This is a genomic window from Aminobacter sp. SR38, from assembly GCF_014843375.1.
Taxonomy (GTDB): Bacteria; Pseudomonadota; Alphaproteobacteria; order Rhizobiales; family Rhizobiaceae; genus Aminobacter; species Aminobacter ciceronei.
Genome location: NZ_CP062112.1, coordinates 5,481,204 through 5,500,226, shown reverse-complemented (window position 1 = coordinate 5,500,226; position 19,023 = coordinate 5,481,204). Strand labels below are relative to the sequence as shown.

General features: G+C 59.3%; 19 protein-coding genes and 1 pseudogene. 12 read left to right on the top strand and 8 right to left on the bottom strand.

The window, feature by feature from the left end:
* Positions 1 to 155: 155 nt before the first annotated feature.
* Positions 156 to 576: pseudogene (locus IG197_RS36335) on the top strand (VIT1/CCC1 transporter family protein); the annotation flags it as partial.
* 250 nt (positions 577 to 826) lie between these two features.
* Here the strand turns inward: IG197_RS36335 and IG197_RS26950 are convergent.
* Complete coding sequence (locus tag IG197_RS26950) at positions 827 to 1,354, bottom strand: Spy/CpxP family protein refolding chaperone (RefSeq protein WP_192315976.1); 528 nt, start codon at positions 1,352 to 1,354, stop codon at positions 827 to 829.
* Between the two features lie 565 nt (positions 1,355 to 1,919).
* Here IG197_RS26950 and IG197_RS26945 point away from each other — a divergent pair.
* The 8 genes from IG197_RS26945 (at position 1,920) to IG197_RS26910 (ending at position 8,081) form a co-directional block, all read left to right on the top strand.
* Positions 1,920 to 2,321, top strand: coding sequence for a host attachment protein (locus IG197_RS26945; protein WP_192315974.1), 402 nt, complete (start codon positions 1,920 to 1,922; stop codon positions 2,319 to 2,321).
* Positions 2,322 to 2,738: 417 nt separating this feature from the next.
* A complete protein-coding gene (locus IG197_RS26940; RefSeq protein ID WP_083948565.1) occupies positions 2,739 to 3,404 on the top strand; it encodes a Crp/Fnr family transcriptional regulator in 666 nt (221 codons plus the stop codon).
* 443 nt (positions 3,405 to 3,847) lie between these two features.
* The gene (locus IG197_RS26935) at positions 3,848 to 4,060 is read left to right on the top strand and encodes a DUF2892 domain-containing protein (RefSeq protein ID WP_192315966.1); all 213 of its coding nucleotides are present in this window, start codon (positions 3,848 to 3,850) and stop codon (positions 4,058 to 4,060) included.
* Entirely contained in the window at positions 4,048 to 4,497 is a 450-nt protein-coding gene (locus tag IG197_RS26930) for a YeeE/YedE family protein (RefSeq protein WP_192315964.1), read from the top strand. Before IG197_RS26935 ends, IG197_RS26930 begins: the two co-directional genes overlap by 13 nt.
* Positions 4,498 to 4,500: 3 nt before the next feature.
* Positions 4,501 to 4,950, top strand: a complete 450-nt coding sequence (locus tag IG197_RS26925; RefSeq protein ID WP_192315962.1) for a DUF6691 family protein — start codon at positions 4,501 to 4,503, stop codon at positions 4,948 to 4,950.
* Positions 4,951 to 4,989: 39 nt separating this feature from the next.
* Positions 4,990 to 5,853, top strand: a complete 864-nt coding sequence (locus IG197_RS26920; RefSeq protein ID WP_371746568.1) for an MBL fold metallo-hydrolase — start codon at positions 4,990 to 4,992, stop codon at positions 5,851 to 5,853.
* 28 nt (positions 5,854 to 5,881) lie between these two features.
* Positions 5,882 to 6,214 carry a TIGR01244 family sulfur transferase gene (locus IG197_RS26915; protein ID WP_192315958.1) on the top strand — a complete coding sequence of 111 codons (333 nt, stop codon included), beginning with the start codon at positions 5,882 to 5,884 and terminating at the stop codon, positions 6,212 to 6,214.
* Positions 6,215 to 6,296: 82 nt separating this feature from the next.
* Entirely contained in the window at positions 6,297 to 8,081 is a 1,785-nt protein-coding gene (locus IG197_RS26910; protein WP_192315956.1) for a SulP family inorganic anion transporter, read from the top strand.
* 196 nt (positions 8,082 to 8,277) lie between these two features.
* On the opposite strand, the gene IG197_RS26905 is transcribed toward IG197_RS26910, so the two are convergent.
* Positions 8,278 to 9,870, bottom strand: coding sequence for an MBL fold metallo-hydrolase (locus IG197_RS26905; protein ID WP_192315954.1), 1,593 nt, complete (start codon positions 9,868 to 9,870; stop codon positions 8,278 to 8,280).
* Between the two features lie 146 nt (positions 9,871 to 10,016).
* Here IG197_RS26905 and IG197_RS26900 point away from each other — a divergent pair, with 146 nt between their 5' ends.
* A complete protein-coding gene (locus tag IG197_RS26900) occupies positions 10,017 to 10,508 on the top strand; it encodes an NUDIX domain-containing protein (RefSeq protein WP_192315952.1) in 492 nt (163 codons plus the stop codon).
* A gap of 20 nt (positions 10,509 to 10,528) precedes the next feature.
* On the opposite strand, the gene IG197_RS26895 is transcribed toward IG197_RS26900, so the two are convergent.
* From IG197_RS26895 to IG197_RS26885, 3 genes are all read right to left on the bottom strand, one after another.
* Positions 10,529 to 11,089: a helix-turn-helix domain-containing protein gene (locus tag IG197_RS26895; protein ID WP_083948563.1), complete on the bottom strand. Its 561-nt coding sequence runs from the start codon at positions 11,087 to 11,089 to the stop codon at positions 10,529 to 10,531.
* A gap of 199 nt (positions 11,090 to 11,288) precedes the next feature.
* Complete coding sequence (gene fixJ / locus IG197_RS26890; RefSeq protein ID WP_192315950.1) at positions 11,289 to 11,912, bottom strand: response regulator FixJ; 624 nt, start codon at positions 11,910 to 11,912, stop codon at positions 11,289 to 11,291.
* The gene (locus IG197_RS26885; protein WP_192315949.1) at positions 11,899 to 13,407 is read right to left on the bottom strand and encodes a PAS domain-containing sensor histidine kinase; all 1,509 of its coding nucleotides are present in this window, start codon (positions 13,405 to 13,407) and stop codon (positions 11,899 to 11,901) included. The genes fixJ and IG197_RS26885 overlap by 14 nt, the downstream gene beginning before the upstream one ends.
* 208 nt (positions 13,408 to 13,615) lie before the next feature.
* On the opposite strand from IG197_RS26885, the gene IG197_RS26880 reads away from it, so the two are divergent.
* Positions 13,616 to 14,263: a BON domain-containing protein gene (locus IG197_RS26880; protein ID WP_192315947.1), complete on the top strand. Its 648-nt coding sequence runs from the start codon at positions 13,616 to 13,618 to the stop codon at positions 14,261 to 14,263.
* Positions 14,264 to 14,286: 23 nt separating this feature from the next.
* The gene (locus IG197_RS26875; RefSeq protein WP_192315945.1) at positions 14,287 to 15,270 is read left to right on the top strand and encodes a zinc-dependent alcohol dehydrogenase family protein; all 984 of its coding nucleotides are present in this window, start codon (positions 14,287 to 14,289) and stop codon (positions 15,268 to 15,270) included.
* A 6-nt stretch (positions 15,271 to 15,276) separates the two neighbouring features.
* Here IG197_RS26875 and IG197_RS26870 read toward each other — a convergent pair whose 3' ends face one another.
* The 3 genes from IG197_RS26870 to IG197_RS26860 all read right to left on the bottom strand — a co-directional run bounded on the left by IG197_RS26870 (position 15,277) and on the right by IG197_RS26860 (position 18,864).
* A complete protein-coding gene (locus tag IG197_RS26870) occupies positions 15,277 to 15,864 on the bottom strand; it encodes an NAD(P)H-dependent oxidoreductase (RefSeq protein ID WP_192315943.1) in 588 nt (195 codons plus the stop codon).
* Between the two features lie 36 nt (positions 15,865 to 15,900).
* Positions 15,901 to 18,504, bottom strand: coding sequence for a magnesium-translocating P-type ATPase (gene mgtA / locus IG197_RS26865; RefSeq protein WP_192315941.1), 2,604 nt, complete (start codon positions 18,502 to 18,504; stop codon positions 15,901 to 15,903).
* Positions 18,505 to 18,579: 75 nt separating this feature from the next.
* The gene (locus IG197_RS26860) at positions 18,580 to 18,864 is read right to left on the bottom strand and encodes a hypothetical protein (RefSeq protein WP_246765257.1); all 285 of its coding nucleotides are present in this window, start codon (positions 18,862 to 18,864) and stop codon (positions 18,580 to 18,582) included.
* Positions 18,865 to 19,023 lie beyond the last annotated feature (159 nt).

The following is a 19,023-nucleotide window of genomic DNA, read 5'->3' as shown; positions in this document are numbered from 1 at the left end:
CTAGAGCCTTAGCATGTCAAGCCATTAGGCTACTCAGTCACTTGGGCACGACACCCGGCCTCAACCTCATCTATGCCCATCTATATAGCTTATCCGGATGCGCGACCTGAACATAATCTATCTGCGGCCCCGGTCACGGTGGGTCAGGCATGGTCGCCAATACGTCGAGGGCAGCTATATACCGAGATCTGTTTCCAGAGATCAGAAGTGCTCTCGACGGCGTGCGCAAGCTGGAGTTGGCGCAGTTCGACATCAAGCGCGGCTTGACGACTGACCTTGCACATCAAGTCGCCGGCCAGTTTGATGGCGAACCGATTCAGGCAGCCCTCACGTCAGCAGCTACATTGCGGTCGGAGCTGCGATGCCGCTAGCGATGATGGTGCTTGTGGCGCCCGCTGCTTCTGGTCTGGGCCGTGTCTGCTGCTTCACTGCTGTTCCTTTGCGTTGCTGGGCGCAATCGGCGCTAAGGCAGGCGGAGCCAACGTCATGAAGGCAATGTTGCGGGTTTCTTTCTGGGGCGACTTTGCGATGGCGTTGACTGCTGGCATTGGCGCGCTGAGCGGTACGGCAGTCTGAGTGAATGGCCAAATCCGGGCGAGCCCGATACCCGACACCCCTCTCCTATAGTTCGTCCAGAGCGCACCGAGCCGACGAACTGAGAGGCTTCGACGCCTGGCTTCTCCCCGACGTCGCCGCAACTTCGATCGTCGTCAGAATGCCGAAGCCCCTTGGCAGCAAAGGCGGCAGTCACATGCTCAATCGCTCTTTCCATCGGCAACGCTAAACGGCTTGCCGAAAGTGAAGCTCAATGAGCTTTCCCCCTCAGTCAGAAGGCACCGCAATCGCCGCCAATCAGTTCATCGGCAACCGCTTTCTGCTCATCTTTCAGCGCAGAATAGAGCCCCTCCGTCGCGGGCTTCATGGCTTTCATTGACTCCAGCATGGCTTCCATGCCGGAGATTCTTGCATCCATGCGCTCCGGCGCAGTCCCCGTTTCCATGGTCTTCGCTATGCCCTCATGCATGCCCTGCATGAGTTCGACGCGCTCCGTCACCGCAGTCGCATAGGCGTCCCATGCCGGCTGCTGATCTGAGGTGATGTTCAGTTCACCCCTGAGGTAAGCTAGGCGCCCTTCGACCATGGCGCCCATCTTCGGCTGGCGACCCATCAGGCCGCCAAACCTGCCTTCGCCCCATCCGCCCTGGCCCATGCGTCCGTGTCCCATCATGCCAACGGTCGGGCACCCGCCGCCCATCATTCCCATCATGCCTTGTTGGGATTGGGCATTAGACGGCGAGACGAATGCGGCTCCAATTGCAATCACGACTGCGGCATTGGCGAAGAACTTTGTCATCTGACATCCTTTCGCACCGCGCTATCCGGGTGCTCTTGAAGAGATTGAGCTCCCTGCAGTGACTTGTCGCTGATCTGGATCAAGGAAAATGTCGATAGCTTCCACTCTGCAGCATCGCGCCACCGCGGTTCGAGCGGCTTGAGCGACTTTGGAAACGCTGAACCGGAGTGGCAGCGTCGGACGCCAGGCCGACGAGTGAAGCACCTAACGAGCTTAACGGACCATACAAGCGCCCAGTTCATCGCCTCCATCATCCGCATCTCGGCTATGCTCATCAAGTCGCCCTGCAAAGCTGCGCGCGTAGCCAGCCTGTGAGCAGGCAATGGTCCTGATTCAGCCATTCCCGGCAATCGTCCCAAATCGGGTGCCGGATTGCTGTTTCGGCGAAATCGGGCATTCATCCGAGCACGGGGATCCCAGGCGTGCTAGAGTTAAATTGTTGTGTCCGATGCCGCTATTTGCCGGCTGAGGCTTTTTCCTCCGATCAGCGTCGCCTGAGGCTGCTCCCCTGAGCGGCACTTTCCCGTTTCCAAGTACGCAACTCGCCTAACCAGGAGAACCGCACATGTTGCTGCCCAAAGGTACAGTCGTTGCCGTCGCCGATGGCGAAAAGATCAATCTGTTTCGCAACACAGGGGACGAGGCAGGTCTGAAGCTTGTCGCAATGCCCCACCAAGCTGTCGCTGCAGACGCAGGTACGAGCATGGGACGGCAAGCAAGCGCTGCCAACCCCGACCATGGTCAGGCTGGAGAGGATCAGTTTTCAGCGGGAATTGTCCAGCATCTCAATCAGCAGGCGCTGAGCGGTGAGATCGAGCATGTGGTGATCGTGGCAGCGCCCCGCGCTCTTGGCGAAATGCGCAAACATTACCACAAGGCGCTGTCTGCCATCCTTCTGGGCGAGATTGCGAAAGACCTGACAGGGCATTCGCAGGCGGATGTCGAGAAAGCACTTGCGGGCGGATGATTATTTGGCAAACCGCCCAGGGGTGTCATCCGGTCGATACCTAGAAGGCTCGACGAGGGCCCAATCGAAATCTCGTTCGAAAGCAGGCCGGCCATGGCGTCCTTGATCGTGTGGTCGCCTGACGCCTGCGTCTTGCGACCGGCTCAATCAATTCGGTGGAGTGGGCTTCGATTATCGCCTGGAGATGGGGCACCGTGGCGATGCGACGGTAATCTCCATTGAACTCCGAAAATTCCCAATCGCGCTGCTGGCAATCAACACCAAATTCCCGCTCTTGGCAGTTCGGAGTGTGTGCAAACTTCACCGCAATGCTCCTGAAAAGGAGGATGCGCCTGCCTGAGAGCTGATCTTTCTTCATACGTATCTGTCTAAACAGGGTAACCTGGACCCGGACCCTGGAATGTGGGAGCGATACTTTTGACTGACTGGATCAAGCAGTTTCCGGGCTTGTCCCGTATCGAGCCGGCCGTACGCGACGCGCTGACCCGAAAGAGCGCCATAATTGCGGTCCCGCAAGGCACTGTAATCTTCGGTCCTGGCAAGTCACCCGAGAACCTGCTTCTGCTGCTGGAAGGCAGGGTGCGGGTGCAGCAGGTCTCGGAAGGTGGCCGCGAGATAGTCCTTTATCGGGTCGAGGCTGGACAAAGCTGCGTACTGACGACCGCCTGCCTGTTGGCCCACGAAGACTATTCCGCCCAGGGCATCGCTGAAACCGACGTGCGCGCCGTGGCCATCCCGCGCGCGGTCTTCGATGACCTGGTCTCCCAGTCGGTCGCTTTCCGCAGTTTCATATTCACCGCCTATTCCAAAAGGATCACCGATCTGTTTCAGGTCATCGAAGACATCGCGTTCCAGCGCGTCGATATCCGGCTGGCGCAGAAGCTGATCGATCTGGAACGTGGCGCAAGACAGATCAAAGCCACGCATCAGCAGATGGCAGCCGAACTGGGCACCGCGCGCGAGGTTGTCTCGCGCCAGTTAGGCGAGTTTCAGCGACGGGGATGGATTCGGCAGTCGCGCGGGACGATCGATCTGGTGGATATTGCCGGGTTAGAAAGACTAGCCGCCCTGGATGCGGGATAGATCTCATGGTTTCTCGTGAACAGTAGCTATCGCTGATGCTCAGGGCTCCAACGCTAGAACTCAAAAAGGCCAGAGAGGGCTAGGCGCACACCGGTGAAGAACACGGGCTGCCTGAGGGTCAAAATGGCCTCCGGACGACTTGGAAGCAGTACCCGCGCGGGCGCCAGCCGGGCTCTCCCACGCCCGAGTTCGCACCCAATCTGATCGCCCGGCAAGGCCCGCGAGCCGACCACCACGCCAAGCCGCGACCAATGCTCCGCCAAGATTACCAAGGAACTTGATACCAGCACAGCGGAGACAGGCAAGCGCAGCCTCGGTATCGCCCCTTTCGCCGCCCCGTCAGCCTGCAAGTCCCGCCATTCACTTCCGCTTGGTGACATCGTCACTGAACGGCGGATCGAAAGGGCATAGACAGGTCCCGTATTCAACAGGAGATCAGGACAATGATTGCCAATGTAGGAACCATAGACCGGGCTCTTCGTCTTGTCCTCGGCGTGGGGCTGATCGCTGCGGCGTTGTTCAGCAGTTGGGACGTCTTTGACAGCGTTGCACTAGAATATGGCGCTGTGGTCGTGGGCATTGTGATGCTGGCGACTGCCATGTTCCGCTTCTGCCCACTCTACGCGGTGCTGGGGGCCACGACGTGCCGGAACTGACCACCATCGAAACCCTTTTCACCCCGTGGCAATCCCTCTCAGGCGGCATTCTGATCGGGCTGGCCTCGGTGCTGCTGATGCTGACCCTTGGCCGGATCATGGGAGCCACCGGCGTCCTGGCAGGTGTTCTGACGCCGTCCGCGCATCCAGATACCGGTTGGCGGCTTGGATTGCTGGCCGGGATGATCAGCGGGCCGCTTGTTACGCTGGCTGTGACCGGGCAGATGCCCGCAGTCGAGGTAACCGTGTCCATGCCGATGCTTCTGGTGGGCGGCGTGCTGGTCGGGATCGGCGTGACCTACGGATCCGGCTGCACCTCGGGACACGGGGTTTGCGGGGTGGCGCGCCTGTCGCGCCGGTCCATTGCGGCAACATTGACCTTCATGCTGACCACCGGGGTGACCGTCTATGTCATCCGTCATGTTCTGGGGGCCTGACACATGCGACTTCTGACGTCCTATCTCATCGGCCTTGTCTTTGGCGTGGGCATTTCGATTTCGGGCATGGCCAACCCAGCCAAGGTGCTCAACTTCTTCGATGTGACAGGCAACTGGGACCCAAGCCTCATCTTCGTCATGGGAGGGGCGGTTATCATCGCCTTCCTTGGTTATCGCATTGTCTTGCGCAGGACCTCGCCGATCATCGACGCGAAATTCCACTTGCCCGACAATCTGCGCATCGACGCCCGTCTGCTCGTCGGCTCGGCCGTGTTCGGCGTGGGCTGGGGCATCGCCGGGTTCTGCCCGGGGGCCGCGCTCCCCGCCTTGGGAACTGGCCGGATCGAGGTCGTCGCCTTCGTGGCGGCGCTGATCGCCGGCATCTTTGGCGCCAAGGGCCTAATGGCCCTGAGCGGTGCGCGCGCAGCCCGCGTGCTGCGCCGCGAAACCTGAACCAGAAAGGAGACTGCCGTGACAGATTATCCGATCAACATGTCCGTCAAACCACAGGTCGAGGCATTCTTCGACCCGACAACCAATACCATCAGCTATGTGGTGAAAGACCCGTCCTCGAACGCCTGTGCCGTGATCGATTCCGTCATGGACATCGACTATGCGGCGGGCCGGATCACCTATGACCATGCCGACGCCATCATCGACCATATCCGCAAGCACGGCCTGAAGCTGGAGTGGATCATCGAGACCCATGTGCATGCCGACCACCTTTCCGCCGCGCCCTACATTCAGAGCGCTCTCGGCGGCAAGATTGGCATCGGCGACAAGATCATGGTCGTTCAGGACACGTTCGGCAAGATTTTCAACGAAGGCACCGAGTTCCAGCGCGACGGCAGCCAGTTCGACGCCCTATTCGAGGATGGCGACACCTACAAGATCGGCAACATGGAGGCGGTGGCAATCTACACCCCCGGCCATACGCCGGCCTGCATGGTTCATGTCATGGGTGACGCGGCTTTCGTGGGAGATACACTGTTCATGCCCGATGGCGGATCGGCGCGCGCCGATTTCCCTGGCGGCGATGCCGCCACACTTTACGACAGCATCCAGAAGGTGCTGGCTTTGCCAAACGAGATGCGCCTGTTCATGTGCCACGACTACGGTCCCAATGGCCGCGACATCCAGTGGCAAACCACGGTGGCCGCGGAAAAAGAACACAACATCCATGTCGGCAAAGGAGCCACCAAGGAGCAGTTCGTGAATTTGCGCACCGAACGCGACGCAACGCTGGCGATGCCAAAACTCATCATCCCGTCGCTCCAGGTGAACATGCGCGCAGGCGAGGTGCCGACCGACAAGGACGGCCGGCCAATGCTCAAAGTACCCATCAACGCGCTTTGACCTCTGACCTCCATTCAAGGACAAGAAAATGCAGGACATCAAACACATCACGCCGGATTTCGCGGTCAGCCCGCAGATTGCGCCTGTACAACTCGCCGACCTGAAGGCCGCGGGCTTTACAACAGTGATCTGCAACCGCCCCGATCACGAGGATGCAGGCCAGCCAAGCTTTGCCGAGATCAAAGCCGCCGCCCAGGTCGCAGGGCTTGAAGCGTTCCACATTCCGGTCACGCCAGGTCAAGCAACCAGGGTTGACGTTGTCGCTTTCGACACCGCCGTGGCCACGGCTCAAGGCAAGGTTCTGGCCTATTGCCGTACGGGCGCCCGGGCGCAGAGCCTCTTTGCCGCGATCCAGGGATGAACCCGGCACAGTCTGCCCCTTTCTGCAGACGCATTGAAGCCGCCTCTCTTGGACCATGAAGAACCCAGAAAAGTCTCGTCCCATGTCCGCCATATCGCTCGCCCGCTATCTTCCGATCCTGCAATGGGGCCGGACCTATGACCGTCACGCCCTGACGGGCGACCTGCTGGCGGCAGTGATCGTGACGATCATGCTGATCCCTCAGTCGCTGGCCTATGCGCTTCTGGCGGGATTGCCGCCGGAAGCCGGGCTCTATGCCTCGATCGCGCCAGTCATCCTTTACGCGATCTTCGGTACCAGCAGGGCCTTGGCCGTGGGACCAGTGGCGGTGGTGTCACTGATGACGGCCGCTGCCATCGGCAACATCGTCGAACAGGGGACCATGGGCTATGCCGTGGCCGCCCTCACCCTTGCAGGATTGTCTGGGGCAATCCTGCTGGCGATGGGGCTCCTTAAGCTGGGATTTCTCGCCAACTTCCTGTCACATCCCGTCATCGCAGGCTTTATCACAGCATCCGGCATCCTCATTGCGACCAGCCAGATCAAACATATTCTGGGCGTAAGAGCAGGTGGCGACACTCTGCCTGCAATGGTCGTATCACTGGCCGACAACCTCATTGCGACCAACTGGATCACTCTGGTGATCGGGATCGGTGCCACCGGGTTTCTGTTCTGGGTCCGCAAGGGTTTGAAACCGATGCTGCGCCAACTCGGCCTTGGCCCGCGCCTGGCGGATATGGTGACCAAGGCCGGTCCTGTGCTTGCCGTGGCCGTGACGACGGTCGCAGTCTGGGGCCTCGGACTGGATGCAAAGGGAGTGCAAATCGTTGGTGACGTGCCACAGGGCCTGCCGCCGCTAACGCTGCCCTCATTTTCCACCAATCTGATCGGGCTTCTGCTGCTTCCCGCATTGTTGATTTCGGTCATCGGGTTCGTGGAATCCGTCTCGGTCGCGCAGACTCTCGCCGCCAAGAAACGACAGCGGATAGACCCCGACCAGGAACTGATCGGACTGGGCGCCGCCAACATCGGGGCGGCTTTCACGGGAGGATACCCGGTGACGGGTGGCTTCGCTCGATCGGTGGTAAACTTCGATGCAGGGGCCGAGACGCCTGCCGCCGGCGCCTTTACCGCAATAGGGTTGGCCGTCGCAGCCATAGCGCTAACCCCGCTGATATACTTCCTCCCCACGGCCGCCTTGGCCGCGACGATCATCGTGGCGGTGCTTTCGTTGGTCGATTTCTCGATCTTGAAGCGCAGTTGGACCTACTCGAAGGCAGATTTCGTCGCCGTGGCCTCGACGATCGCTCTGACCCTCGCGATGGGCGTAGAGATCGGCGTATCAACGGGAGTAGTGCTATCCATCGCACTACATCTCTACAGATCCTCGCGTCCACATATTGCAGAGGTTGGCCTTGTTCCAGGCACCCAGCATTTCCGCAATATCCGACGCCACACCGTCCTCACCGACCCTACCCTTCTCACCATCCGCATCGACGAGAGCCTCTACTTCGCCAACGCTCGTTTTCTGGAGGATTACGTCGCCGATCGCGTCGCCTCCGATTGCCCGATCAGAAACGTGGTGGTGATGTGCTCTGCCATCAACGAGATCGATCTCAGCGCACTGGAAAGCCTGGAGGCGATCAACCATCGCCTGGGGATGATGGAAGTGAAGATGCACCTGTCGGAAGTTAAAGGCCCGGTGATGGACCGGTTGAAAAGATCCCATTTCCTCGATGCGCTGACGGGGCAGGTGTTTCTGTCGCAATACGACGCGATGCAGACCCTTGCCCCCAAACAGGGCCTGAACCACCCGGACAACCCAAGTCATGCCGCGAGCACCTGTTCAAGGTCAGATCCGGGGTAAGCCGTGACATCACCTCTCGCCTTGACCGATGCGGGTGCGTCCCCCATCGTCGAATTGGCTCCTGGGCAGCGTCCGCTTTTGGATGGCTCGAAACAGGCGTTCGACACGGCCCGCAAGCGGCTGGGGGATCCGCGTCGAGATGATGGCTCGGACATCCGCTCCTGGGCGGCATGCAGAGAGAACTGGTCGGCACGGCTCAAGGTCGGCCCTCAGTGGTGAGGGCTCGGCGCAGCCGACGAATGACAGCAGACCGTCCGCGTTCGTCCGCCTGCTGACTGACGGCCTGGCTTACATCGAGCAGCAATTCCGATAACTCGTTGTGCCAATCAAGGCGGGCGACCTTGCCCGGCAACAGACGCTTCGGTTCGTTGAAATCAACCCTTTGCGCGCCGGCCCTACCGAGATCGAAGGCTTCGTCGAGTTGCGGCGCAATGATACGTTCCGGAGAGACGAATGCCGCCAAGCGTGCCTTCAGTCCGGACAGGCCAGTTTCTTCGCCATGGGTCAGGAATACCCCTTTATGGATAGGCAGGCGCGCCCTTACCCAATCCTCGAGCTCGCTGGCATCGGCGTGGCCCGAATACAGGTCGAGCAGTCTGATCCGAGCCTTGACTTGAAACTCCTCTCCCTGAATTCGTACCCGTTCGGCCCCGTCGAGGAGTATGCGTCCCAGCGTTCCCTGTGCCTGAAATCCGGCAAGCATCACTGTTGCGTTCCTTCGCCACAGATTCGCCTTCAGATGGTGTCGGATGCGACCTGCATCGCACATGCCGCTTGCTGCGATCACGACGTAGAACCCGCTAAGGCGATTGATCGCCTTGCTTTGCTCAACCGTTTCCGTGAAGCGAATTTCACGAGAACTGAGGGCCTGCCTGAGCGCATCGCCTTCCTGGATTTCGTCGGCATGCCGCTCGAAGATTGTGCTGGCGCGAGTGGCTAGCGGCGAATCCACGAAGACATCGGCCTTGGGAATCTGCCCTTCGCGCATCAACCAGAACAGGTCGACAAGCAACTCCTGCGTTCGTTCGACGGCAAACGATGGGATGATAAGCGGACCACTTGCGGCGAGCGCGCCTTGCACTTCTTGCAAGAGCAGGGACCTACGTCGCTGAGGGGTGATTTCTCCTCGCTCCCGATCTCCGTAGGTCGATTCACAAATCAGATAGTCGACATCCGTCGGCGCTTCCGGATCAGGCTGCAGAAGTTTGTGGGCCGGACCGACATCTCCGGAAAACAATAGTCTGAGCGGCTTGTCCGAAAAATTGATCTCAATTTCGACTGAAGCGGACCCCAACAGATGCCCGGCGTTCCAGAACCTAACCCGCACACCAGCTATGACTTCGAACCATTCTTTATATTGCCTGGCATGGAAGAGCGTCATGCACTTTGCCGCGTCTTCCGCCGTGTATATGGCGGCTACTGCCATACGACCCCGTTGGGCGTTGCGGCGATTGAGGTGCTCAACTTCCATTTCCTGGATGTGAGCGCAATCGGGCAGCATGACCGAGCAGAGATCGATCGTGGCTCGGGTAGCATGTATGGGGCCGGAGAACCCATGCTTCATCAGCTTGGGAAGCAACCCACTGTGATCGATGTGGGCATGGGTCAGCACGACCGCGTCAATCCTGCTCGGATCGAATGGAAAGTCTCCGTAATTGAGCTCCCGTTCAGATTTCGACCCTTGGAAGAGACCACAGTCGATCAGGATGCGCTCGTTCCCGACTTCAAGCTCGTAACAAGAGCCTGTCACCGCATGAGCCGCGCCATGAAAACGTAGACGTGGCACCATTTCTTGACGCTCCGCGAAGGTTCCCGTTTTGGCTTGGTCCGCCAACCTAGACGCAATTCTGCCAGGTTTCACTTTGCAAACCTTGACTGGGGTCAATTTTCGGCCTGCTATTTTGAACCCATCCGGAAGCGGGGTGCAGGCTTGTCATGGCAAGGAAGAGCGCAGGCATACTAGCGTTCAGGCGAACGCAAGGGTTCGTGGAAGTCCTGCTTGCACATCCGGGCGGGCCGTTCTGGAGCAAACGCGATCTTGGCGCCTGGTCCATGCCCAAAGGCGAGCATGCCGACGACGAGGAATCGGAGGCAGCGGCCAGGCGAGAGTTCCAGGAAGAGACAGGCATCGAAGTGACGGGCAAGCTCATTCCGCTCGGAACCGTCCGCCAGCATAGTGGGAAGCTGGTCACCGCCTTTGCCGTGGAAGCCGACATCGACATGACCGATTTCAAAAGCAACCTGTTTGCCATGGAGTGGCCGCCCCAAAGCGGCCAAGACAAGCTCTTCCCGGAGGTGGACCGAATTGAGTGGTTCTCGTTGGCCGACGCGAGCAACAAGCTCGTCGCCGGACAGCGACCATTGTTGGATTTACTGAGCCAAGCAACTGCGAGCGCAGCCTCTGCGGAAAGATGCTCGGGCCAGTGACTGGGACAATGCCCAGCCATCTATTCGCACATAACCGATAGCGCCTGCATCTTGACGATTTCAACGGTTCTCAAGGACACCAGCCGCATGATGCCTTGTCCGCGCAGTCGGGTGAAAACACGTGACACGGTTTCAAGCGACAGGCCTAGATAATCGGCAATGTCTGTCCGTGACATCGGCAGTTCAAAGCGCTCGAGCCCACCTTGACGCTCGAACATGTCCAGCAAAAAGGCGGCAACTCGCTCAGGGGCATTCTGACGGCCGAGAACGAGGAGATGCTCCTGGGCGCGCACCAGGCCGCGCAGCGCCAGAGGCAGCAGCGTTGCCGACAAATCAGCGGTTGCCGACACTCTCATGGAAAGCGTCGAGGTGGCACCGACCGCCTCGGCGAAGAAATGATGGCGACTATCTGCCTCAAATCCGAACACTTCGCCGGGCAGGTGAAATGCAGAGATTTGCCTGCGGCCATCAGCCAGCAGCCTGTAAACCCGAACGCAACCGAACTTCACTACATAGAAGCAGTTCGCGTCGCTGCCTGGGGAGAAAATCTCGGAGCCAGCCGGATGGAATGACGCGGGCATTGGAACTCCGAATGCCGGAAGAGGCATCTGGCCTAAAAGCGCGTCCCAATTGGACCCCGTGGTATTGTCGACCTTGCCCTGAGAATGCATTGCTCTCTCCCGCTGTAACCGGGAGATTCATCGCGCATGAGCCGCTGCGGAGAAATTCGGTTATGTCACTAGGGGACAATACGTAGTCACGTGATGGTTTGGGGGGCTGTTAATGCTGCCTGGCACCAAGTCCCGCTTCGATGGCCATTCTCACCAGTTCTGGAAGGCTTCGCGCTTCCATTTTGGACATCACGCTTGCCCGGTGAACCTCGACGGTTCGAGGACTGATATCGAGATCGTAGGCGATCGTTTTGTTGGGGAGGCCCGCAACAACGGCGGCGAATACCTCGCGCTCGCGTTCGCTCAACAGCGCCACGCGTGTACGAATGGCAGATATGTCCTCGTGAACGGCCTGCCTTCCGAGGCTGGCGATGGCCCGGTCTACGGCCGAGATCAGGACATCGTCCTTGAACGGCTTTTCGATGAAATCGAAAGCTCCTGCTTTCATGGCTTCGACGGCAAGTGGAACGTCGCCATGTCCCGTGATGACGATCGCGGGAATGGCGCAGGACAGATGGCGGAGCCGCTGAAGCAATTCGATCCCATCTACGTCAGGCATGCGAAGGTCCGTCACCAGGCAGCCATTGCGGATGGTTGGTGCCGCAGACAGGAACGCCAAGGCAGACTCGTGCTGGCGCACAGTGTATCCGGACATGGTAAGCAGGAATGCCAGAGACCTTCTGACCGGTTCCTCGTCGTCGACGATGTGGACGACGCTCTCACCCTTGTCCATCGATCGTCTCCTGTTCAAAAGCAGGCAAGGTGAAGCGGAAAGTGACCCCGCCATGGGCGTTCATCCGCATGCTCAGCTCGCCACCGTGGGCCTCAACGATGCGTTTGGCAATGGAGAGGCCAATGCCCATGCCGCTGGCCTTGGTGGTGACGAAGGGCTGGAAAAGGCGTGCAGCGATTTCATCGGGGATGCCAGGCCCAGTGTCGGAAACTTCGACGGCCACTTCCCCCGGGTTCCCAGAAGCTGTCCGCACGGTGAGCAGCCGTGTGTCGCTATCGCGCATGGCTTCAATGCCGTTGCGCATGAGATTTGTGAGCACCTGCTGGATCTGCACTCTGTCAACCATCACCATCCCTGTTCCGGGCCCGAAATCAAAGACTGAGCGAACGCCTCGCTCTCTTGACCCCATCAGGGCCAGAGCGCCTGCCTCTTCGACAAGCTTATGAATGTCCTCCGGCGCTTTCTCGGTCTCGCCGCGCAGCACGAACTCCCGAAGATGGCTGATGATCTCTCCTGCTCGTAGCGATTGCGTCGCAATCTCTTGCAAGGCCTCTGGAAGCTGGGATGCCGCTTGGTCTGGGCGCTCGCGAAGCATGCGAAAAGCCCCTTGCGCGTAGTTTGCGATCGTCGACAATGGCTGGTTGAGCTCGTGCGCAAGCGTAGAGGCCATTTCGCCCAGTTCATGAAGACGGGAAAGCCTGGCAAGTTCGCCTTGGATCTCCTGGAGGCGTGCTGCGGATTCCTCTCGCTCGGTCAGATCCCTGATGAATCCGGTGAAATAGATCTTGTCGCCGGATTTCATCTCGCCCACCGCAAGCGTCATCGGAAACGTGGAGCCATCCTTCCTGCGGCCGACCACCACCCGGTCGACCCCGATGATGCGCTTCTCGCCAGTGGTCAGGTACCTGCGGATGAAACCATCGTGACCGCTTCGATACGGCTCCGGCATGAGAATTCGAACATTTTTGCCCCTGACTTCCTCTTCCAGGTATCCGAACTGCCTGACTGCTGCCGTGTTGAAGGAAACGATGGTTCCATCTCTTTCGATGACAACCGAAGCGTCGAGGACGGTGTCCAGTATCGACTTGAGATGAGCCTCGCGCTCGACGAGCCTGTGCTTCGTTTCCTCATTGACGGTCCAGGCCCTATGCAGGACTTCACCCATTGCCGCCAGCGCGAACCCAACGAGGGTGAAAACCACCAGCGCACCGACACCAGTGTTGCCCTCCAGCTTGAGCCCGCCAATGTAGAAAGCGCCAATGACGGACAGGGCGACGGAAACCAGTCCGGGGCCTGTGCCGCCTATCATCGCAGCCATGAGAATTGCCGGGACGAAGAGTATGAAAGTGGCGCTGTCAGCCAGAAAGCCATGGAGGAGAATACGCACCAAGAATGCGAATGCCACGACTGAACAGGCAAAAAGGTAAGCTTTTTCCCTTTTGTAAACAAAGGGAAACGTTACCTTGCGGAACTTAGAGATGGCGTCTGCTGCCATACCCGCTTCCTGATGTCCCCTGACCTAACGCCGCCGAAATGCGGGTCAGCATTCCACCCTTGTACATCCATAGATCTTGCAGTGCTATCGGGATCGCGTGCAGGCTGAAAGAGTGGGGCCGCGGGCGCAATCCGTTTGACACAGGTCAATGCAGCCCTGGCTTTCTGCGAGAGACTGGACGCTTTCTGCTGCCGAAGGAGTTCGAAGCATGTCTGACGACGCTCTCAAGCAGGATGTCCTGGACGAACTCGATTTCGAGCCCAGCATCGATGCGGCCCATATCGGCGTAGCAGTTGATCACGGTGTTGTCACCTTGACTGGACACGTCTCGACCCATGCTCAAAAGGCCGCGACAGAAGCAGCGACGCGACGGATGAAGGGGGTCAAGGGGATCGCTCAAGAAATCGAGGTCCGGCCCTTCGGAGCCAATGCCACCGCCGATGACGAGATCGCCAGGCGGGCTCTAAACACCCTGGCATGGAATACGACGATTCCGGACAACGCTGTTCAGATCACGGTGCAACGTGGCTGGGTGACGCTTACTGGTAGCGTCACTTGGCAGTACCAGAAGTCCGCCGCAACCGATGCCATACATCGGCTGGCTGGCGTGGTTGGCATCTCCAACAATATTGAAATCAAGCCGCACCTGACATCAGCCGATGTCAGCAAGAAGATCAAGTCGGCCTTGATACGCAGCGCTGAAGTCGAAGCTCAAGCAATCCAGGTTTCGGTGGCCGATGGAACCGTCCGGCTGGAGGGCCACGTCCGCACGTGGTCGGAGCGAATGGCGGCCGAACGCGCAGCATGGTCCATCCCCGGAGTGACCCAGGTCGACGACCGGATTTCAGTGAGCTGAGGTCGTATCGGGAGGCTGCAGCAATGAAGGCAATGTTGCTTGAGCATGCGGGCCAGCCGCTTCGGCTTGTCGAAAGGACGACTCCTGCCCCCGGACCCAGGCAGATCCGCCTGCATGTCGAAGCCTGCGCTGTATGCCGAACCGATCTCCATGTTGTGGACGGAGACCTGCCAAATCCGAAGCTGCCATTGATCCCGGGGCACGAGATTGTCGGCATTGCTGACCTAGTCGGATCGGATGTCGACAGTTCAATGCTCGGCCACAGGTTCGGCGTACCGTGGCTCGGTCGAACATGCGGCAACTGTTGCTATTGCAGGGCGGGCAGAGAGAACCTCTGCAATTCACCCGTACTCACAGGCTACACGGCGGATGGCGGCTTCGCGACCCATGTGTTGGCTGACGTGGACTATGCCTTTGAACTCGATCGACGTGATAACCCGGTGGCGCAGGCCCCCCTGCTATGCGCTGGACTGATCGGATGGCGATGCCTGAAGAAGGCGGGTGATGCCAAGCGGCTGGGACTGTTTGGCTTTGGCGCGGCAGCCCATATCATTGCCCAAGTCTCCGTCTGGCAAGGGCGGCAAGTCTTTGCCTTCACCAAACCGGGCGACGTGACGGCCCAGGAATTGGCCCGCCAGCTTGGGTGTATTTGGGCGGGCAGTTCGGAAGATCGACCTCCAGCAGAACTCGACGCGGCGATCATCTTCGCACCGGTCGGCTCGCTCGTGCCAGCGGCGCTCGCACTGGTTCGGAAAGGTGGGCGTGTCGTCTGCGGCGGCATTCATATGAGCGATATTCCGGCCATGCACTACGAGCTGTTATGGGGCGAGCGTGAACTCGTTTCAGTGGCGAACCTCACCCGCCGCGATGGCGACGAATTCTTCGCCATTGCCAAGCAGGCGAAGGTCACTGCTCGCACTACCGTCTACCCGCTTCACAAAGCCAACGACGCGCTCGAAGACCTTCGGTCCGGCCGAGTCAGCGGGGCGGCCGTCCTGGTGCCGTAGTGCGGGTTAATGGGCACGCCTGCCGAGCTCTTCGATTTGGCGGATCCATTTCAATCGCCGTGCTTCCCCGGCACCCACGGGGCCGAGGAGTGTTTCATGAACGGGCTTGATCCCCACGAAATTCAGGATCCCTCGGCGCATGCCGGCAATCCCGTGGTTGAGGAACCATAGCCGATAGAAGATCGACGGCATTCCCATGGTCACCACGATCCGAGCGGATCGGCCTCGCAGGAGAGATTTTGTCAGCACTCCCTTGTTTTCCGGGTACTGGAAGGCCACTCCTGGCCGCATCGTCTGCTCGAGGAATCCTTTGAGCAGTGCAGGCATGGTGCCAAGCCACAAAGGGAATACGAACACCAAGTGTTCAGCCCAGACGATCGCGTCGGTAGCCGCTCGCAATGGTTCAGGGACGATACCGTGCTCGAACTCTTCGGCGGTCCTCAACAGCGGGAAGTCTGTGATCGCCAGATCGATCTGACGGATCTGATGGCCCGCGCTCTCCGCCGCGGCAGCATACGCTTTCGCAAGCACGCGACAAAACCGATCAGGGGAAGGATCCGGGTGACCAATTACAATGAGGATACGTCGGGCCATCGAGACAACTCCGTTCACTGCGACCTGCTCGTCCGTTCACTGCGACCTGCTCGCCAATCCGCCAACAAGGGCACGCTTCGTTGGACTGCGCAGGCCAGTGTTAGAAATGCCAGAAATCGCGAAGAACCGGACCTTCAACCACTCCGTCGCCATCACATATGCAAGGGTGATGTAGAGCAGTCCGCCCATGGTTGTTAAAGGCAGAGGCACGAACCCAAACCAGGCGGCCACGGGCGAATAGGACAGACTAACCGCAACGGCACCGACGAGGATCGTAAGCGAGACAAGCATCCGACTGGGACGGCTTGCCCAAGCAGGCTTGTGGGTCCGAATGACCAGAACGATGGCAAGTTCGGTGAGTAACGATTCAGTGAACCAACCGGTCTGAAACACCGAAGCGTCGGCGTGAACCACAAACAATAGGAAGGCGAACGTTGCCGCGTCGAACAGGGAACTGACCAAACCGAAACGTATCATGAAGCGGCGAATGAAGGAGATGTCCCATCTCCTCGGCCGCCTGGTTTCATCTATGTCGACATTGTCGGTTGCGATCGCCAAAGACGGGAGATCGGAAAGAAAGTTGTTTAGCAGGATCTGCTTCGCCAAGAGGGGGAGAAAAGGCAGGAAAAGCGACGCGATGGCCATGCTGATCATGTTGCCGAAGTTCGCGCTTGTCGTGATGGCGATGTACTTCATCGTGTTGGCAAAGGTCTTTCGACCGTCGTCGATCCCCAACATGAGAACCCCAAGGTCCCGTTCGAGCAGAATGATATCGGCCGCCTCGCGCGCCACGTCGACGGCTTGATCCACCGAGATGCCGACATCGGCTTGGTGGAGTGCCGGCGCGTCGTTGATGCCATCCCCGAGGTAGCCGACAATCCGGCCTCGTCTCTTGAATGCTTCGACGATCCGTTCCTTCTGGTTGGGGTCGATCTCGGCAAAAATGTCGATGTCTTCGACACGCGCGAACAAGGCTTCCTTCGTCATGTGAACCAGTTCGCCGCCGGTCAATATCGCGTCGGGGGCTAGGCCTATAGCCTTGGCAAGATGCCTGGCAACGTGTCGGTCATCGCCACTGATCATTCGAACGGACACGCCGCGATTGGCGAGTTCCTTCAGTGCGTCAGCCGAGCTCTCCTTTGGAGGGTCGAAGAATAGTAGAAAGCCCGCGAGCGTGAGATCCATTTCATCGCCGCGGGTGAAACCTTCAGTCTTCAGAAACTGACGGACAGCCAGGGCAATAACGCGAAAGCCCTGTTCGCTCCACGACCGAACCTGGTCATCGATATCGGCCCGACGCTGATCGGAGAGTTTTTCAGCCGTGTGTCCGTCTGTCTCAGTCCCGCACACGTCCAGCATCGTCCGGACCGCACCCTTGCAGATCATCAGCGAGCCGCCTTCGGCTCTGCGGACGATTACGGACAGGCGCTTGCGGGCGAAGTCGTAGGGAATCTCGTCGAGCTTGAACTCTTGCCCGCCCAGGGGCTGCTGCTCCTGAGTGCCGGCATCGACGATCGCTTCGTCGAGTGGATTCTTGATCCCAGTCTGGAGCGACGCGTTCAGTTTCGCCCAAGCAAGCAGTTGATCGGATGGCCGCCCACGCGAATCTACCCATCGGTCAAGCCGAATGGCTCCTTCGGTTAATGTCCCCGTCTTGTCGGTACACAGGACATCCATGCTGCCCAGGTTCTCAATTGCCTCGAGCCGTCGGACGATCACGCCATTCTTGGCCATGACCGCGGCCCCACGAGCGAGCGTCACGCTGATGATCGCAGGCAACAGTTCCGGGGTAAGGCCGACCGCCAGTGCAAGAGAAAAGAGCAGCGATTCTGCCAACGGTCGGTGGAGCAACAGGTTGACCACAAATACGACGATCACAATCGCCAGCATCACCTCGGTCATCAGGTATCCGAATTGCCGGATTCCCTTGGCAAAGCCGCTTTCCTCCACCCGCCTCTCGACTGCATCGGCGATGGCTGCGAACTCTGTGGCGCTTCCTGTTGCGACGGCGAGTACGGTAGCCGTGCCACTGCGGACGGATGTCCCTGTGAAGACAGAATTCGTCCGTTGCCCCAGTGGCGTTTCTGCCCCTACTACTCCCATGGTTTTCAGGACGGGAAAGGATTCGCCAGTCAGGACCGCCTCACTGACGTTGAAGTCTCGGGCATCGACGATGAGGCCGTCGGCAGCAATCATGTCCCCAGCGGATAACCTGAGAAGATCACCGGGGACGACCTCATCTACGGCAACGTCGGTCTCGATACCATCGCGCAAAGTCCTGACTCTTCGAAGCAATTGACGCTTCAGGGCCAATGCGGCCTTGGACGCGCCGTATTCTTGCGTGAAGCCCAGGCCACAACTCGCCAACAATATCAGGCAGATAATAATTGCTTCTTGCGCCTCTCCCATCAGAGACGACACTGCCGCGGCAAACATGAGTATGAGCACCAACGGGCTGCGGACTTGCCGAAGCACCAGGCGGAGAGCCTCTCCCCCCGAGCGACCTTGAATGGCGTTGATTCCGTGAAGCGCACGACTTTGGTTCGCTTGCGCGGTGGTCAAACCGCTTGGGTTCGTGCCCAGCGCAGTCATGACCTCCACCAGCGGCATCGACCAATAGGGATCACGCTGCGGCTTCATCGGCTCGCCCCTTCGAGGGTACTCCAGATGTCAGAGGGGACCACTAACAGAACAGCCGGACGGCCAACTGAGGTGTCACGGCCGCTCGACCCTGGCGACCTGGTAGGTATGCATGGCTTGATTTCGTCCGATCGAGACGTATTCGCCGACAGTGAAACGTTCGTCGTTTAGGCGAAAGCCGATCTCATCGTCGCGGTCGCCTTCAGAATAGTCGAAATACCACTGCCCGCCCGGCTTGCGCCTCAGCAACCCTATGCGGTCTTCGCTCCCGTCGCCGAACTTTCGGACGCGGCAGAACGCCTGGTGCGTCTTCCAGTCGGCAGCATCAAGCCGACCTTCAGCATCGAGTGGGACAAGCAAATCGTATCCGACCTCTCGATCCCCGATGGGATGTCCCTTTTCGCGGGCCAGAAGCAGCCGCACGTTCCGAAAGCCAGGTGTCAAATCTGCCAACGAGGTCATAGCGCAATCCTCTATTTGCCCTGACATAGCGCTCGATCCCGCGGGACGGCATTGATC

Bases quoted from the DNA above. Each gene is read 5' to 3' on its own strand.
- IG197_RS26880 (WP_192315947.1), top strand. From the start codon at position 13,616: ATGTCTGACGACGCTCTCAAGCAGGATGTCCTGGACGAACTCGATTTC.
- IG197_RS26900 (WP_192315952.1), top strand. From the start codon at position 10,017: ATGGCAAGGAAGAGCGCAGGCATACTAGCGTTCAGGCGAACGCAAGGG.
- IG197_RS26950 (WP_192315976.1), bottom strand. From the start codon at position 1,354: ATGACAAAGTTCTTCGCCAATGCCGCAGTCGTGATTGCAATTGGAGCC.
- IG197_RS26915 (WP_192315958.1), top strand. From the start codon at position 5,882: ATGCAGGACATCAAACACATCACGCCGGATTTCGCGGTCAGCCCGCAG.
- IG197_RS26920 (WP_371746568.1), top strand. From the start codon at position 4,990: ATGTCCGTCAAACCACAGGTCGAGGCATTCTTCGACCCGACAACCAAT.
- IG197_RS26870 (WP_192315943.1), bottom strand. From the start codon at position 15,864: ATGGCCCGACGTATCCTCATTGTAATTGGTCACCCGGATCCTTCCCCT.
- IG197_RS26895 (WP_083948563.1), bottom strand. From the start codon at position 11,089: ATGCCCGCGTCATTCCATCCGGCTGGCTCCGAGATTTTCTCCCCAGGC.
- IG197_RS26885 (WP_192315949.1), bottom strand. From the start codon at position 13,407: ATGGCAGCAGACGCCATCTCTAAGTTCCGCAAGGTAACGTTTCCCTTT.
- fixJ (WP_192315950.1), bottom strand. From the start codon at position 11,912: ATGGACAAGGGTGAGAGCGTCGTCCACATCGTCGACGACGAGGAACCG.
- IG197_RS26945 (WP_192315974.1), top strand. From the start codon at position 1,920: ATGTTGCTGCCCAAAGGTACAGTCGTTGCCGTCGCCGATGGCGAAAAG.
- mgtA (WP_192315941.1), bottom strand. From the start codon at position 18,504: ATGAAGCCGCAGCGTGATCCCTATTGGTCGATGCCGCTGGTGGAGGTC.
- IG197_RS26910 (WP_192315956.1), top strand. From the start codon at position 6,297: ATGTCCGCCATATCGCTCGCCCGCTATCTTCCGATCCTGCAATGGGGC.
- IG197_RS26905 (WP_192315954.1), bottom strand. From the start codon at position 9,870: ATGGTGCCACGTCTACGTTTTCATGGCGCGGCTCATGCGGTGACAGGC.
- IG197_RS26935 (WP_192315966.1), top strand. From the start codon at position 3,848: ATGATTGCCAATGTAGGAACCATAGACCGGGCTCTTCGTCTTGTCCTC.
- IG197_RS26925 (WP_192315962.1), top strand. From the start codon at position 4,501: ATGCGACTTCTGACGTCCTATCTCATCGGCCTTGTCTTTGGCGTGGGC.
- IG197_RS26875 (WP_192315945.1), top strand. From the start codon at position 14,287: ATGAAGGCAATGTTGCTTGAGCATGCGGGCCAGCCGCTTCGGCTTGTC.